The sequence below is a fragment of the Gemmatimonas sp. genome (assembly GCF_027531815.1).
GTDB lineage: Bacteria > Gemmatimonadota > Gemmatimonadetes > Gemmatimonadales > Gemmatimonadaceae > Gemmatimonas.
On sequence record NZ_JAPZSK010000014.1, the window covers coordinates 140,829 to 156,416 of the forward strand.

General features: G+C 67.9%; 15 protein-coding genes. 6 read left to right on the forward strand and 9 right to left on the reverse strand.

Translation table 11 applies throughout. The annotated features are described in order from the left end of the window. Positions 1–14: 14 nt before the first annotated feature. Complete coding sequence (locus tag O9271_RS16125) at positions 15–1,331, reverse strand: amidohydrolase (RefSeq protein WP_298271929.1); 1,317 nt, start codon at positions 1,329–1,331, stop codon at positions 15–17. Between the two features lie 161 nt (positions 1,332–1,492). Between O9271_RS16125 and O9271_RS16130 the strand changes: the two genes are divergently transcribed. After that, on the forward strand, positions 1,493–1,819 hold the full coding sequence (locus O9271_RS16130) for a YegP family protein (protein ID WP_298271931.1): 327 nt from the start codon (positions 1,493–1,495) through the stop codon (positions 1,817–1,819). 32 nt (positions 1,820–1,851) lie between these two features. On the opposite strand, the gene O9271_RS16135 is transcribed toward O9271_RS16130, so the two are convergent. After that, entirely contained in the window at positions 1,852–2,421 is a 570-nt protein-coding gene (locus O9271_RS16135; RefSeq protein WP_298271932.1) for a Uma2 family endonuclease, read from the reverse strand. A 196-nt stretch (positions 2,422–2,617) separates the two neighbouring features. Here O9271_RS16135 and O9271_RS16140 point away from each other — a divergent pair, with 196 nt between their 5' ends. Continuing rightward, positions 2,618–3,910 carry a hypothetical protein gene (locus tag O9271_RS16140; RefSeq protein WP_298271934.1) on the forward strand — a complete coding sequence of 431 codons (1,293 nt, stop codon included), beginning with the start codon at positions 2,618–2,620 and terminating at the stop codon, positions 3,908–3,910. 10 nt (positions 3,911–3,920) lie between these two features. On the opposite strand, the gene O9271_RS16145 is transcribed toward O9271_RS16140, so the two are convergent. Together O9271_RS16145 and O9271_RS16150 are read right to left on the reverse strand one after the other, a co-directional pair. Further along, a complete protein-coding gene (locus O9271_RS16145; protein ID WP_298271936.1) occupies positions 3,921–5,789 on the reverse strand; it encodes a cytochrome c peroxidase in 1,869 nt (622 codons plus the stop codon). Between the two features lie 66 nt (positions 5,790–5,855). Beyond that, positions 5,856–7,322 (reverse strand): alkaline phosphatase PhoX, encoded by a 1,467-nt coding sequence (locus tag O9271_RS16150; protein ID WP_298271939.1) that lies wholly within the window; start codon positions 7,320–7,322, stop codon positions 5,856–5,858. Positions 7,323–7,721: 399 nt separating this feature from the next. Between O9271_RS16150 and O9271_RS16155 the strand changes: the two genes are divergently transcribed. The 4 genes from O9271_RS16155 (at position 7,722) to O9271_RS16170 (ending at position 10,860) form a co-directional block, all read left to right on the forward strand. Then, positions 7,722–8,033 (forward strand): Rieske (2Fe-2S) protein, encoded by a 312-nt coding sequence (locus O9271_RS16155; RefSeq protein ID WP_298271941.1) that lies wholly within the window; start codon positions 7,722–7,724, stop codon positions 8,031–8,033. A gap of 149 nt (positions 8,034–8,182) precedes the next feature. Further along, positions 8,183–8,419 carry a hypothetical protein gene (locus tag O9271_RS16160; RefSeq protein WP_298271943.1) on the forward strand — a complete coding sequence of 79 codons (237 nt, stop codon included), beginning with the start codon at positions 8,183–8,185 and terminating at the stop codon, positions 8,417–8,419. A 45-nt stretch (positions 8,420–8,464) separates the two neighbouring features. Further along, positions 8,465–9,220 (forward strand): hypothetical protein, encoded by a 756-nt coding sequence (locus tag O9271_RS16165; RefSeq protein WP_298271946.1) that lies wholly within the window; start codon positions 8,465–8,467, stop codon positions 9,218–9,220. 203 nt (positions 9,221–9,423) lie between these two features. Further along, positions 9,424–10,860 (forward strand): hypothetical protein, encoded by a 1,437-nt coding sequence (locus O9271_RS16170; RefSeq protein ID WP_298271948.1) that lies wholly within the window; start codon positions 9,424–9,426, stop codon positions 10,858–10,860. Between the two features lie 21 nt (positions 10,861–10,881). On the opposite strand, the gene O9271_RS16175 is transcribed toward O9271_RS16170, so the two are convergent. From O9271_RS16175 to O9271_RS16195, 5 genes are all read right to left on the reverse strand, one after another. Continuing rightward, on the reverse strand, positions 10,882–11,691 hold the full coding sequence (locus O9271_RS16175) for a VC0807 family protein (protein ID WP_298271950.1): 810 nt from the start codon (positions 11,689–11,691) through the stop codon (positions 10,882–10,884). A gap of 75 nt (positions 11,692–11,766) precedes the next feature. Further along, positions 11,767–12,489, reverse strand: a complete 723-nt coding sequence (locus tag O9271_RS16180) for a DUF2461 domain-containing protein (protein ID WP_298271953.1) — start codon at positions 12,487–12,489, stop codon at positions 11,767–11,769. 32 nt (positions 12,490–12,521) lie between these two features. Further along, positions 12,522–13,349: an alpha/beta hydrolase-fold protein gene (locus O9271_RS16185; protein WP_298271955.1), complete on the reverse strand. Its 828-nt coding sequence runs from the start codon at positions 13,347–13,349 to the stop codon at positions 12,522–12,524. Positions 13,350–13,409: 60 nt separating this feature from the next. Then, on the reverse strand, positions 13,410–14,396 hold the full coding sequence (locus tag O9271_RS16190; RefSeq protein WP_298271957.1) for a D-glycerate dehydrogenase: 987 nt from the start codon (positions 14,394–14,396) through the stop codon (positions 13,410–13,412). Next, the gene (locus O9271_RS16195; protein WP_298271960.1) at positions 14,393–15,559 is read right to left on the reverse strand and encodes an aminotransferase class V-fold PLP-dependent enzyme; all 1,167 of its coding nucleotides are present in this window, start codon (positions 15,557–15,559) and stop codon (positions 14,393–14,395) included. Before O9271_RS16195 ends, O9271_RS16190 begins: the two co-directional genes overlap by 4 nt. Positions 15,560–15,588: the final 29 nt, after the last annotated feature.

The window sequence follows — 15,588 nt, forward strand, 5'->3', positions numbered from 1 at the left end:
GGTCCTGTTCGCACCTACTTCTTCGCGCTCAGGGTGAGGTAGTCCGTGGCCAGGTTCGTCATGGCGCGGACACCCGTGATGAGCGCGCCTTCGTCGGCGAAGAAGAGCGGCGAGTGGTTCACGGGCACGGTGTTCGGGTCCTTGTCCTTGGGCGTGACCCCGAGGAAGAAGAAGATGCCCGGAATCTCCCGGGTGAACACCGGGAAATCTTCGCTTCCCATCACAGGGTTGATGAACGCCACGTCGCCCGACACCCGCCGCAGCGTGGGAAGCATGCGGTCGGTGAGCGAGGTGTCGTTCTTCGTCACCAGCCCGCCGCGATCCACTTGCACGATGGCCGTGGCGCCGGCGGAGCGCGCGATGTCCTCGGCCGTGCGCTCGATGCGCATGGCGATGTCGGCACGCATGGCATCGTCGAAGGTGCGCAGCGTGCCCACCATGACAACGCTGTCCGGGATGATGTTGCTGCGGTTGCCGCCGCTGATCTGCCCCACCGTGAGCACACTGGGGAGATACGCCACGTTCACCTGACGGCTGGCGATCGTCTGCAGCCCCAGCACGATCTGCGACGAGACCACGATGGGGTCCACCCCCGACCACGGCTGGGAGCCGTGCGTCTGCTTCCCCTTCACGATGATCTTGAAGTTACCGGCGGCCGCCATGATGGGCCCTGGCCGCACCCCGATCTGCCCCACGCGATTGGGCCACACATGCAGCCCGAACACCGCGCTTGGCACCGGTGCCTTGAGTGCGCCATCGTCCACCATGGCCTGCGCCCCGCCCAGCCCTTCCTCCGCAGGCTGAAAGAGGAACTTGATCGTGCCCGGGAGCTGCGCCTTCATGCCGGCGAGTACCTCGGCCGCGCCCATGAGAATGGCGACGTGATTGTCGTGGCCGCACGCATGCATGACACCGACTTCCTGTCCCTGCCACTGCGTACGCACCGTGCTCTTGAAGGGCAGATCCACCAGTTCCGTGACCGGCAGCGCGTCCATATCGGCGCGCAGTGCGACCACGGGGCCGGGCCTGCCGCCGCGCAGAATGCCGACCACGCCGGTGCGGCCCACCGGGGCCTGCACCTCGAGCCCGAGCTTGCGCAGATGATCGGCCACGAGCGACGCCGTGCGCTTCTCCTCGAAGCTGAGCTCCGGATGCTGGTGGATGTCTCGGCGCCAGGCGACCACCTTGGGCATCACGGCGGGCAGCCGGCTTTCGATGAGCTTGGCCAGCTCGGATGGCGCAGCGGACTGGGCCGCAGCGGGGGAGATGACGAGCGCGACGGCGGCCGCACTGGTGGCGGCCGCGCTGGCGGCAAGACGGAACAGGCGCATCAGTGACTCCGTGGTAGGGAAACGCCGCGCGGCGGCGGCGAGTGCTGACTGGCAAACTACGGATGTCGGGTTTTCGGCGATAGAGCGACGGCTGCCGGCGACTACCTTGACGGTACCTCCCCGATACGTTCCCACCACTTCATCCCCACGCAGGAGACGTCATGCCCGGCGGGTTTGATTTCACGACCCACGACAACGGTACGTTCGCCTTTTCGCTCAAGTCCGAGGAGGGCGCCTCGCTGCTGCGCAGCGAGACCTACGAGTCGAAGGCCGCGGCCGAGAACGGGATCGCGTCAGTCCAGAAGAACAGCCCGCTCGACGAACGGTACGAGCTCAAGGAATCGTCGGATGGCCGCTTCTTCTTCAACCTGAAGGCGGGCAACCATCAGGTGATCGGCACGAGCTCGCTGTACAAGACGGCCGAAGATCGTGCGGTGGCGATCGAACTCACCAAGGCGTGCGGCAGCACCGAAGTCGTGAAGGCCTGATCCTCCCCGGCAGGTGAGCGGCCCCGCCTGGTTCAGGCGGGGCCGAGGACCTCGGTGAAGAACGGCCCGAGGTCGATGACGAACGCCCGCTCCGCGCCGGTCGGCTGCCACTCGATCCGGTCGGCGTGGATGCTCGGGCGTTCGTCGTGCGGCAGCCACCGTTCCACCAGCCGCGAGTCGAGATCGACGATCCAGTACTCGATGCCGGCCCGTTGGTAGCGACCCCGCTTCACCACCCGATCGAACCGGGCCGTGCTCGGTGACAGGATCTCGACGAACAGCAGCGCCTCGGTGCGCTCCTCGTAGGTGCGCGGGCGGCGGCCGTCCGTGAGCGGCACCACGTAGAGATCCGACTGGACCAGTGTCCGGGGGTCGAGCATCCACTCCGACGGCGCCACGAACACCGTGCCCACCCCCGCCGGGCGGACGAGCGATTCGAGCAAGAAGCCGAGCGCCGACACGGCGCCCTGATGGGCGAGGCGTGGCGTGGGGCTCACCAGCAGTTCCCCGTCCACGCACTCGTAGCGGTGCGACGGATCGTCCGGCAGCGCCTGCACCTCGGCGGCGGTCCAGACACGGGGCATGAGCGCGGGCATGGCCATCGTGTGCCGAGCGACAGGGGAGGATGGCAAGGGGTCACGGCGTATCATGGCGTGGCCGCGCGGCCGGTGTGTCACCGACTCCTTGCTGATGGTGTCTTCGCAACGCGGGTCCCCGCGGGCGTCCTCGCGGAGTGGCGTTGGCGGCGGTACCGTACGCCGGTACGGATCGGCCACGCCACTTCCAAAGGGAGCGATCGTGAAACGCATCGCCGAAGGTGTGCTCGTCGCGCTGCTGGGCGCGCTCGCGTCCTGCACGCGTACCGAGCTGGAGGTCGGCGCCACCGACGGTGCCGTCGCCCCGGCGAAGTATCTCTACGTGTTCGCGGGCTACACGGGCGCGAAAGCGCCGGACTACCACGCGCACAATTCCGTGCGGGACTCCACGCTGCCCAGCGATTTCGTGGCAGTGATCGATGTGGACAGCGCAAGCCCGACCTACGCACAGGTGGTGCGCGTGCTGCCTACGGGCGCCAGCGCCAGCATGCCGCATCACACCGAAATGGTCATGCCCGACAGCGGCTGGCCGTTCGCCGCCAATGCGCATCTGCTCGACGCCACGTATCTCATCGACGTGCGCGACGCGGCGGCGCCGGTGATCACGGGCACTATCGATTCGGTGCCGGGGTTCCGGCGGCCGCACAGTTTCGCGCGGCTCCCCAACGGCGATCTTTTGGGCACCTACCAATACGGCAATGGCCGCGTGCCGGGCAATCCGGGGGCACTGGCGCGCTTCACACGCGCGGGGCGTCTGCTGCGCATCACCAGCGCCGCCGATCCGGCGTTCGCGGGGCAGGAGTTGCGCACCTATTCACTCGATGTGAGTCCGGCCACCGATCTCGTGCTCACCACCAGCGTGCCCATGGACCCGGCGGAGACCACGAGTGCCGACGTGGTGCAGTTGTGGCGACTGTCGGACCTCACGCTGCTGCGCACGTTGCCGCTTGCGCCGAGCGTGGGCGACTCCACGTCGCGCTACCCGTTCGAGGTGCGCTTCCTCGCCGATGGTCGCTCGGCGCTGCTCAACACGTACTACTGCGGCTTCTACGTGCTGTCGGAACTCGACGGCGCGTCACCGCGCGTGGAGCCGGTATTGGCCCTGTCGCACCCGACACACATCGGCTGTGCCGTCCCGCTGCTCCTCGGCCGGTGGTGGATCATGCCGGTGGCGAGCACGCGCGAGTTCATCGTGTACGATGTCTCGAATCCGCGACAGCTGCGCCGCGTGGGTTCGCTCGCCGCGGACAGTACGTTCGAACCACACTGGATCTCCCGCGACCTCGGCAGCGACCGGCTGGTGATGACCGCCGAAGGGCCCAGGCCGGCCGTGCGCCTGGCACGCTTCGACACCACGACCGGCCGCCTCACATGGGATGAGCGTTTCCGTGAACGGCCCGACGGCGCGCTCGGCGTGAGCTTCGACCGGAGCGCCTGGCCGGGCGCTCTGGCGGGGCGCGCGGCCCCGCACGGGGCGCTGTTCTCGCGTCGGTGACGCGAACGCATCACCGACGACCGGTGCCGGTGGTGTCGGTCAGGGCACGCATGAACGCCACCAGCGCGCGCTTCTCCCGGGCCGTGAGCTTGAGCGCGTCAGAAGGCAGCGTCTGGTTGTCGAGCGCGATGCCGATGCCGGCGCCGCCACCCCGGTCGTAGAAGTCCACGACCTCCTCGAGCGTCCGGTACACGCCGTTGTGCATGTACGGCGCAGTGAGCGCCACGTTGCGGATGGACGGCGTGCGGAACGCGTGTTTGTGCGGCTCCGCGCGTGTCAGGCGATGGCGCCCGATGTCCGGGTCCACCGTGGCGTTGGCGGTCACGGCGCGCGACGGCACCCCCAGCACTTCCACCTCGGCCTTCTGGTACATGGGCGGCACCGTACCGTTGGTGAGCGGCAGGAAGTGACAGGTGGCGCACTTGCCCTTGCCCACGAACACATTGAAGCCTAGCCGCTCGTCGGCGGAGAGGGCGCCCACCTCGCCACGCAGCGCGCGGTCCACCGGTGAGTCGAGGCGCGAGAGGCTGCGCTGGTAGGCGGCGAGCGCCGTGCGGATGCGCGCCGCCGTCACGAGGGTATCCCCGCGCGTCGGCTCTTCGGCGAAGGCTGCGCGGAACTGCGCCGCCAGCGAAGCATCTCGCGCCAGCGTCGCGGCCGTGGCATCGAGACTGCCATGCATCTCGTCCACGTTCTCCACCACGTCGGTCACCTGGTCCTCGAGGTACGTGGTGCGTAGGTCGGAAAAGACGCCCACCTGCAGCCCGGCGTTGATCACCGTGGGCGTGTTGCGGGACAGCGGGGCGCCACCGCGTGCCGCGTTCACCTTGAGACCATCGGTGAACGCCTTCTCCGGCAGGTGACACGAACTGCAGGCGCGCCGGCCGTCGCCCGAGAGCCGCGTGTCGTGGAAGAGCTGCCGGCCCAGCGTTACCTGCGCCTCGGTCATGGGCGGGGCATCGAGCGGGGCGAACGCCATCACATCGAAGGCGTTCGAGTCGAAGACCGTGGCCGCCTCCATGCGGAAGGCACGACGCTCGGTCGGCGTCTCGATGCCGAGCGCGGCCCGCGTGTCGCGAAGTGCCCGCGCCAGCGGGTTGGCATGGTCCACGATGAACGCGAAGTGGTCGAACGTTTCCCGCGAAGCACCGGCCGTCAGCACTCCGCGCGCGGCGCTCACGAGCGTGTCGAACCGCGTCCAGTTACCCGCCTCGCTCCGGTAGGGCGCGAGGGTGCGCACGAGCCCTTCGAGCGCCGCGTCGGCCTCGGCGAGTGAGTGCCCTGCCACCGGCGAATCGAACCCGGTGATGCCGAGCGTCACGATACGGGCGACCTCGAGCTTGGCGGCATCCCGGACGTGGTCGTCGGTGGACTGCTGCGCCGCCATCATGGTGGACGCGCGGGTCACGAGTTGCCGCAGGGTGGCCGTTTCCTGCGTCAACCGTTCGGCATCACCGACGGGGTCCTCGCCGTACAGGATCTCCTCGATGACCTGAAAGCCGGTGGGTGGAAACACCGCCTCCGGCCCCTCCGTCTCTTCGACTTCTGGGAGCGCGGGGCCGTTCATGTTGCGCGCCGTGGACGGCGTGTAGTACTCGAGGCCCAGCTCCACGAGCTTGAAGGCGCGCCGCGCAGCCACGAAGGCGTTTCGCGCGCGTTCGACGCCGTCGGGTTCGGCGAGGCGGGCCGCCGCGCTGTCGAGCTGCGCCGTGCGCAGGGCCAGCGTGTCGAGTCCGGAGCGCCAGATGCCGACGACCTGCATGGCGCGTGGTTCGGCCGCGCCGGTCGACGTGGTCGAGGGCGTGTCGGTGGCGGGAGCCACGCAGGCCGCGACCAGCACGCCGGCAAGCAACCGCGAGGAAATACGAAAGGTCTTCATGAGGTCGGGAACGACACCGGCCCGGGGCAGTGCCCCGGGCCGGCATGCAGGTTCAGTGCGACAGGATCAGCGCGGGAGCCCCTTCACGACCACCATCATGCTGGCCTGGTTCTCGTTCGGGCGGAGCGTCCCGCCGTCCACACCACGATACTTGTCGGCGCGCCACGAGTGCGGCTGCAGGGCGATGATGAACGTGTCGTTCTGCCCCAGCATCGGCGACACGTCGATCATGGCGCCGTACTCCCACCCCGCCTTGCCCGCCGGACGCGCACCGACGGCGTTGTACAGCGCCGCGTCGGGCTGCGTGCGACGGTGATCCATCTCGAGCACCGGCCGCATCTCGCGCGTGGCGATGTTGTACTGGTAGATGTAGGCGTCGTGCGTCTCGTCGCCGTAGCCGTTGTCGTCTTCCTGGATGTAGACGAAGTTCTGGCCCACGTACACGTTGTCGGGGTTCTGGAACAGGCGGGCCGGCCCCGTACGGTCGTCACCATCGGCGATCACTTCCAGCGTGCCGCGCAGCGGATCGGATTCGCTGAGGCGCAGGCGATAGGCGCGGCCATACTTGGTACGGCCGTAGTCGGAGTTCACGCCCGTGTTGTTCTGCCCCGTGGCCACGAAGTACAGCTCGCGGTTGTTCGTGGCCGACCCCTTGCGATAGTCCACGTCTTCCACGCGCGCGAAGCGGATGGCGTTGAGTGTGGCGCCTTCCTGATTGATCTGGCGTCCGGTGAGCGTGCGCTGGTTGCGAATCTGGCGGAACTCCACCGGATACGACTGTCCCACCGCCATGTCGCGCTCCCGCGTGTTGTTGTCGCTGCGGGCCAGTACGTACAGGTTGCCGTTGTCGAGATCGCCGACCGTGTTGGACAGGTACATGGCGATCTGCCCGCCTTCCACGCCCGAGTCATCGTCGCCGATGACAATGACGGTGCGGTTGGGGTAGGCTACCCTCGGCAGCGGGACGGCGTTTTCGGTATTGAAGCGCCCGAAGCCGGCGAGGTACTTGGGCGTGTTGGCCGGACCCTGCGGGTCCACGGCGAGAATCTCCGACTCCTCGTTGCTTTCGCCGGCGGTGATGAAGGCGCTGAACCCGTGCTCTTCCACCGTCGCGAGCGTGGCCGAGCAGAGGCGATAGCGGCCGGCGGTGGAGTTCACCACGTAGTCGCCCGAGAGCGGCTTGAGCTCACGATCGAAGCGGATGCGCGATACGGCGAAGTTGTCTTCGTGGTTCGTGAGCAGGGTAAACGAACCGTCGGCATTGCGAATGAAGCCGGCGCCGTCCGCAGAACCACCGAACACGAAGTTGGGCGATCCCGGCAGCCGGTCATCGCTGCTCACGAGGCTGTAGATCTCGACACCCGACACCAGCGACTTGAGGAGCGGCGGCGTGACCGACTGATTCTTGAGGGCAACGGCCTGAATGCTGCTGTTGGGCGTGGCGATGCCGGTGGTATCGTCGCCGCAGGCGACCAGGGCGGCGCTACAAGCGGTAGCGAGCGCGGTACGAATGGAGAGAGCGCGAATGGACATTTCGGGGGCACCAGGTGGAGGAACGGCACGCGCCGCTGAAGACGAACACCTCCACTAAGCGGGTGCCATGTCTCGGATCGTACGCTGCGATGTCACGCGCGGGTCACGCGAACGCCACGAATACCTCGATTGCTGTTGCGGTGCGCGCCTGACGACGAGCTTGCATGCGTCAACGCTTTCAGCCGCGCGCGCCATCGCGGTGCATGTTCCTTCCGCATCTCCTCCATCGCTGTGCCTCAACCTGCGTCGATCACGCGTTGTCTCACGCGACGTGATGCCGTGTGCGCTGCGCTCGCCGTTGTGAGCGGCCCGCTGCTCGCTTGCGCCACCGCAGACGGCCCGACGGATGTTCCGTTGGCGGCAACGCCCGACGACGCCGTACGGCGCACGGGTGACAGGTTGGAGATTGACATTGCACGGGTGCCGGCATGGGGCGCCGCGACGACGGAGCCCACCGCGGTGGTGTTTCTGCAGGCGCGCGTCATCGTAGTGCGCCGCGATACCGCCACCTTTACGGCCCTTTCGGCCGAGTGTCCGCATGCGGGGTGCGGTGTTTCCATCGTTGACCGTCGGCGGCTGCTCTGTCCGTGCCACGGGTCGGCGTTCGATTTCGGGGGAGCGCGTCTCGAGGGGCCGGCTCCCTCGGGGCTCCGGCAGTTTACCGCCACCGTGTCACCAACCTCAGGCCGCCTGCTGATTCAACTGGACTGATCCGCGTCCTTGCCGGTCATTCCCCCCACCGCCGTCAGGTTTTCTCCGTTTGCGGGGGGAGGGTACGGGATGCACCGTGGGACTACGCCTCGACGTGCGTGGCGTCGATGGCCGCGCAGTTGTGCCCCACGCGTCACCGTGCACTTCCCATGAGGGAAGAAGAGTACGACCGCTTGCGTGCGGCCGCCGCCGAGCGGCTCGGTCATGAGCTCGCGCACTTCCGCGGCCGTGTGGCGCACAAGGCCATGCTCGATATCTGGGAGGCACACCAACGGTTCGAGAGCCCCGTGGCGTTCAGTGCGTTCGTCGAGGAGGCCGTACGCCAGGAGGCGGACTTCCAGCGACGCAAGCATGCGGCGCTTCGCCACCGTGACGGTCAGGCGTAGCACCACGTCGACGTTCCCTCGGTCGACGACGCGGTCATGGCCCTGATGGCCGAACTACATGCGCCCGTCACCGATCACGCCCACACCCTCGAGGAAGTGCGCGCCCTGAAACGGGAGCACACCAAGGAGCACGTGGAGCGCGTGGTGGAGAAGCCCCGCTGGCTGCTGTACGGCGGCATGGCGCTCGTGGCAACCGTGGTCATCGTGGCGGCCCAGCGCGTCCTCGATCAGGCAGGCAGCGAAGTGCCCGTCGACCGCGCCCTCACGAGCGAGGCCGCACAACACCTTCCGTCGAACCGGGGGCAGCGCGGCTCATTCACCCTCCGTGACGGCACGGTCACGGTTACGGCCGCCGGCACGGGGTTCACCATGCGACACTACCCCGAGGAGGCCGACGTGGTGGTGCAGGTCGCGGAGGGGATGGTCTCGGTACGGGACAGGGACTCCGACGCCACGCAAACGGTGAAGGCGGGCGAGGCGGTACGCGTGACGAATGGTACCGTCACGCCACGCGACGGGGTCGCGCGTGATGCGGCGCTGGCATGGACCCGAGACGGCATCGTCTTTGTCCAGGCGCCGCTCACGACGGTGGTGCCGGAGCTGGTGCGCTGGTTCGGTATGAACGCCGCCCTCGTCGATACCACGGTCGGTGACCGTCCGGTTTCCATGCGTATTGCCAAAACCTCGGCGGGCGATGCCGCCACGGCCCTCACGGCGGCGGCCGATCTGGTGATCACCTTCGGCAAGAACGATCGGATCGAGTTCAAGGGGGCGCCGGCCGCGTCCCTACGCACGCCGTAGCCTGGCTTGGCAAGACCGCGCGCCAGCGCACAACCATTGACGCGCCCTGCCCCCGGAACCAAGGCGGCGCGGGTGGGGACCGCTGGCGCGAACCCTTTGCGAAGCTCGTGCGTATGGCGGATGCACGCTCCGCCGGGAGGTGCGCTTTCCATGCCGCAATTAGGACCGCCAGTCCGGTCCAGCTCCTCATATTCAGGACCCCCATGCGTTCCCCTTGGTGCGCCGCGCGCTCGGTTGCCGCGGCGTTTTCGTTCTGGCTCCTCGCCGCCTCGACGCTCGCGGCGCAACCGCGGGGTGAGCGCGGCGCCCGCAGCGGTGCCCCCGAGGCTGGCGCGTCGGCCACCGCCGGCGCTGGCGCCACGGTGCTCCCCGACAGCCTGCTGCAGAGCTCGCTACGGGTCTTTCTCGACTGCCAGGGGGGCGTACGCGGGTGCGATCGTCAGTTCTTCGTCCAGGAGATGGGGTTCGTGAACTGGGTGCGCGACCGCTTCGACAGCGACGTACATCTGCTGCTGACGTCGCTCAATGCCGGCAACGGAGGCCGACAGATCACGGTCAACTTCCTGGGCCAGAAGGGCTACGCGGGAAAGATCGACACCCTCGTCGTGTCGACCCTGCCCAACGATGCCGATGACGTGGTGCGACGTGAGCTGCTGCGCACGTTCCAGCTGGGGCTTGCCCCCTACGTGGCGCGCACCCCCATCGCGTCGCGCCTGCGCCTGTCGCTGGCGAATGGTGTCGTGGCGCCCACCCTCAACCCGCGGGCCGTGAAGGACCGCTGGAACCTCTGGCTCTACCGCGTGGACGGCAACATGAATGCCAGCGGTGAGCAGTTGGTGCGCACCACCAATCTGTCCTCGACGCTGTCGGCAGCGCGCACGACCGAGCAGTGGAAGATCAACGTGGGAGCTACGGGCAGCTACAACGAGCGCGACTTCAAGGTGTTCCAGACCAACCGTGCCAACCCCGCGCTGCGCGATACGGTCTCGGTGGTGGTGCTGCAGCGCGCGGCCAACGCCAACGCGCTGTTCGGTCGCACCATCAATGCACACTGGACGGCCGGTCTGAAGATCGCCGGCGGCTTCAGCGAGGTCCTCAACCAGAAGCTCAACGTACGCGTATCGCCGGCGATCGAGTACAACTACTTCCCGTGGAGTGAGGCCACGCGCCGCCAGCTCACCGCCCTGTACTATGTGGGTCCCAACTACTACCAGTACTACAGTCGGACGGTGTTCAACCAGGTGGAGGAGACCCGCTTCAACCACACGCTCCTCCTGGCACTCACGCAACGGCAGAAGTGGGGCAACACCAACCTCACGCTCGAAGGCTCCCAGTACCTGCACGATCCCAATCGCAATCACGTCACCCTGAGCGGCTTCGTGGACCTGCGACTCGGGCGCGGCTTCTCCCTCAACTTCCGCGGCTCGGCGTCGCGCGTGCGCGACCAGATCTACATTGCCGCCAACGCGCAATCGGAGCGCGACATTCTCACGCAGCGCCAGCAGTTGCAGACGAACTTCCGCTACAACATGAATGTGGGGGTGGGCTACACCTTCGGCTCCATCTACAACACCGTGGTCAACCAGCGCTTCGGCAACCTGGGCGAGTTGGGACGGCGCTTCGGTTCCTTCGGCGGCTGAGGCCGCGGAGGCCGACTCGGCTCAGCGCAGCCCAAACTCCTCGCGCGCCTGCCGCCGCGCGAGCGCCTCGGCCGCCGGATCGGCAATGGCGGCCGCATCGGTGCGCGTCAGCATCATGGCGTCTTCGCGGCGCTTGAGCAGGGTCCAGAATTCGGCCGCGTCGGCCTCCTGCTCGCTGCCGCCGGGCAGCAGGGCGTACATGGCCTTGTACATGAGACTGAACGCGAAGAACAGCGCGAGCATGTCCGGCAGCACCAGCACGATACGCGTGATGGCGTTGACATTGGCCACCTGGTCGTTGAAGGCGGGCGTGTTGAACGACGCCGTGACCATGCGCAGGTTGATGAGGTAGTTCGCGCCGCCCGCCGCCAGGTTGGTGGCGCCGATGAGCAGCGCCGCCTGGGTCATGGCCCGACGCACCGACGGCTCATCGAGCAGGCGGCGCATCTGCTGTTCCCGCTCTGGCGTGTCGGGATCGAGCCCCTGCAAGGCAATGCTGCGCGTGACCGGATTACCCATGAGCGCCGTCACCCCGAACACCACGAACGCCAGCAGGTAGCTCGCGCTGTCCTTGAAGGCGAAGAGCGCGCCATCCACGTACCAGAACGCCAACGCGCCGCGCATGACGGCCGACGCGCCGCCGTAGGTGGTGATGAAGTTGAAGCGGCGACTGATGACGAAGAGGTCGAGCAGGACCCACGCCACCGGCACCAGCGCCGCCGTGAGGTACGCCGGGAGGGTGCCCAGCGGCGCGGTGCCGTATTTGAGAATCAGCACCGGCGCGGCGGCGCCGATCAGGATATCCAGCGTGAGCTTGAGCGACTTCGACATGTCGAGGGAATCTCGCCGGGCCTCATGGCCGGCGGTACCCATGAGTATCGGCGGTAACCGGGCCGAGCCCGTCCCCTACAGTCGACTGTGGCGCGGAGCCAGCCCCAGCGCCGCGTTGAGCCAGCGCACGAAGGGGGTCATGGCGGCATAGTGCCGCGCCAGCAGCTGCGGCAGCCGCGGACTGGTGATCTCGTCGTCAGACAGTGGGGCGCCGGCGGTGAAGCTCTGGTAGCGCAACCACGCGGCGGCCGGATGATCGGCGGCATAGCCACGCGGGACGCGGGTCAGCATCCCCTCCTGGTCCAGCTCCCCGAAGCGGCGACGAAACGCCTTGTCGCCCACGATGTCGTTCCATCCCGCGAGGTCGTGCACGAGCGCGTCACGGATCTTGTTGAGCGCGGGACGGGGCGGCATCCAGATACCGCCCCCGCAGAAGCACTCGCCCGGGGACACATGAAGGTAGAAGCCGGCGCCGCCATGGACCGCCTCGCTCTGCATGCGGGTGCCGATGTCGCCATGATAGAACCAGCAGGCTACGTGCGTCTTGTACGGCGACTTGTCCTTGCTGAAGCGCACGTCGCGGTGAATGCGGAACGCCGACTTCCTGGGCGAGCCTACGATCTCGGGGGCGATGGTCGCCAGATGCACGTCCATCTCCTCGATGAGTGCCGCCAGCGGCGCCTTGAGCTCCTGCTCGTACTGGGTCCGATGCGCTTCGAACCACTCCTTGCGGTTGTTCTTCCTGAGTCCGCGCAGGAACGTGAGGGCCTTGGGGGAGAAGCTCGTGAAGCTGTCCATCGGTTGCTCCGAACAGGGGACGCGCAGTCCCGTCAGGGGTGCGCCGGAAAGAGAAAGCGCAGGAACAGCCCCGCCCGTTCCCCCCACGCGCGTTCATCATGCAGCGCACCCTCGGCTTCCATGTAGTGCAGGTCGGTGCCAATGCGCCATCCCTTGCGCAGCAGCATGCGGTACAGGAGCCGTGTGCCCTTCAGCATGCGTGCCTCACCGGTGCCCACGTCGAGCCAGATGCGCAGGTCGGGACGCCGCCCGCCGGCGGCGAGCTGCCGCACGATCCAGCGGTCATCCCACCACACGCTGGGGCTCAGCAACCCCACCTTGCCGAAGATGGCCGGATGGGTGAGCCCGAGATGCAGACTGAGCAGCCCGCCCAGTGAACTGCCCGCCACCGCCGTGTCCCGTGCGGTGCGCCGCGTGCGCCAGCTGTGGTCCACCCAGGGCTTGATCTCGTACACCAGCATCTGGCCATAGCGATCGGCCAGCCCCCCGGCATCGTGCATGTTGTCGCGCGTGGGGGTGAACTCGTCGATGCGATCACGCCCCGCATTGCCCACGGCGACGATGATGAGCGGTTCGATGACGCGCGCGTGCACGAGGGCGCGCGCCGTGGTGTCCACGCCCCATTGCACGCCGAAGGGGGACAGCGGCAGGTCGTCGAAGACATTCTGCCCGTCGTGCAGATACAGCACGGGGTACCGACGGTGCGGTTGCTCGTGGTAGCCCGGGGGCAGACAGACGATGACGTCGTGCGGCTGCTCCAGAAAGCGGGAGCGGATCTCCGGAAAATGCAGCAGCGACCCCGCCGTCGCGGGAACGGGCGGGGTCGGGTGCAGCGAGGGGTCAAGGCCGGCGATCAGCACAGCGGCAGTCTAACTGGACGTGGCGGGGGCTGCCCAGCATGGCGCGGCAGCCAGCGCCGTTCACCCCACGCGATCAGGGAGGCCAGTGCCGGCCACGAACGCGTCCACGTTGCGGAGCGCGCGCATGCCCATGTTCGTGCGAGTCTCGATGGTCGCGCTGCCAAGGTGCGGCAACAGCACCACGTTCTCGAGGTCGCGCAGTTCGGCCGTGACACTGGGTTCGAACTCGTACACATCGAGCCCGGCGCCGGCAATGCGCCGCTCCTTGAGCACGAAGGCCAGCGCGGCCTCGTCCACCACATCCCCCCGCGCGGTGTTCACGAGGTACGCATGCTCGGGCATGTGCGCCAGCGTCGCGGCATTGATGAGGTGGCGCGTTTCCGGCGTGGCCGGACAGTGCAGGCTCACCACGTCGCTGCGCTGCAGTAACTCGTCCAGGGTGTCCACGCGCTGCGCCCCTGCCGGACCCGCCGTCGCGGGGTCGTCCACACGCGGGTCGCGCGGCGCCTGCCAGAGGATGTGCATGCCGAAGGCGTCGTGGGCAATGCGGGCCACCGCGCGACCGATGCGGCCGTACCCCACGATGCCCAGTGTCTTGCCGCGCAACGTCCGTCCCAACATGAACGTGGGGCGCAGCCCGCCCCACGCCCCACTGCGCAGATGCCGCTCCCCCTCACCCAGTCGCCGCATGGTCATGAGAATGAGCGCGATGGCCACGTCGGCCGTGTCATCGGTGACCACGTCCGGCGTGTTGCTCACGGCAATGCCCGCGCGGCGTGCGGCCTCGAGGGCAATGTGGTTCACTCCCACCCCCACATTGGCCAGCAGCTTGGTGCGGATGCTCGTGGTGTCGAAGATCCCCGGGTGCCACTTGTCCGTCACCGTGGTGATCACCACGTCGGCCTGCTGCAGCACCTGCGCCATCTGCTCGGCCGTCAGCGCCACGTCGGTGCGATTGAAGAGCGCGTCGTAGCGCGACGCAATCTCGGCCTCCACGGCCGCCGGCATCTTGCGGGTGACCACCACCCGCACGTCGTGTGTGCTCACGCCGGCACCCGCCACTGCGCCAGGGCCGCGCCCACACCACTGCCCAGCGTGATGTCGAAGCCGGCATCGGCGAGTGCCATTTCCGTTCCCGCCAGCGCACCGGCCAGCGTGAGTGCGTTCATGTCACCAAGGTGCCCGATGCGGAACACCTTCCCCGCCACTTCACTCAGCCCGCTGCCAAGCGCGATGTCGTAGCGCCGGAAGGCCAGATCGATGACGGTGCGCGCATCCTTGTCTGCCGGGACGAGCACGGCGGTGAGCGAATCGGACGCGATTTGTGGGCGCTGCGCGCATTCGCGCAGCCCCCACGCCTTCACCGCGGCGCGCACGCCGGTGGCCAGGTAGCGGTGGCGCCGGGCGACGTTGTCCATCCCCTCCTCGAGCAGCATCGTGAGCGCCTCGTCAAGGCCGTACAGCAGGGAAAGCGCCGGGGTGCTGGGGAAATAGCCCTGGGCGTTGTTCGCGCGCATGGCGCGCAGGTCGAAGTAGGCGCGCGGTGTGGTGCACGCCTCCACGCGCGCCAGCGCCTTGGGGCTCGCGAACAGCATGCCCAGCCCCGCCGGCAGCATGAAGCCTTTCTGCGAGCCCGTAATGGCGCAGTCCACCCGCCAGTCATCGAAGCGGAAATCGAGACTGGCGATGGAACTCACGCCATCGACGAACAGCAGGGCGGGATGCCCGGCGCGGTCCATGGCCGCGCGCACCGCGGCCACGTCGCTGGTGACCCCGGTCGCGGTTTCGTTGTGCACGAGCAGCACACCCTGAATCTCGTGTGCCGTGTCCGCCGCGAGCGCCGCCTCGATGCGCTCGGGGCTGGCAGCCTCGCCCCAGGGTTCCTCGAGCACATCCACCTGATAGCCCAAGTGGCGCGCGGTCTGGATGAAGAGATGCGAAAACTGCCCGAAGCGCGGCGCAAGCAGACGCGCGCCGGGGTTGACCGTGTTGACCAGCGCCACCTCCCACATGGCCGAGCCGGTCGCCGGAAAAACGAACGCCTCACCGTGCGTCTGGTGCACCACCTGCGGCAGCCGCGAGAGAATGCTGCGCGTGAACGCCGGGAAGGCCGACGAGCGATGATCCTCCATCTGGCGGTGCATTGCCCGCTGAAGGCGGTCGGGTACGGGTGTCGGCCCGGGGATCTGCAGGAAATGACGTCCAGCCATGAGGGGATCGGTGGTAAACGTGGGGAGTG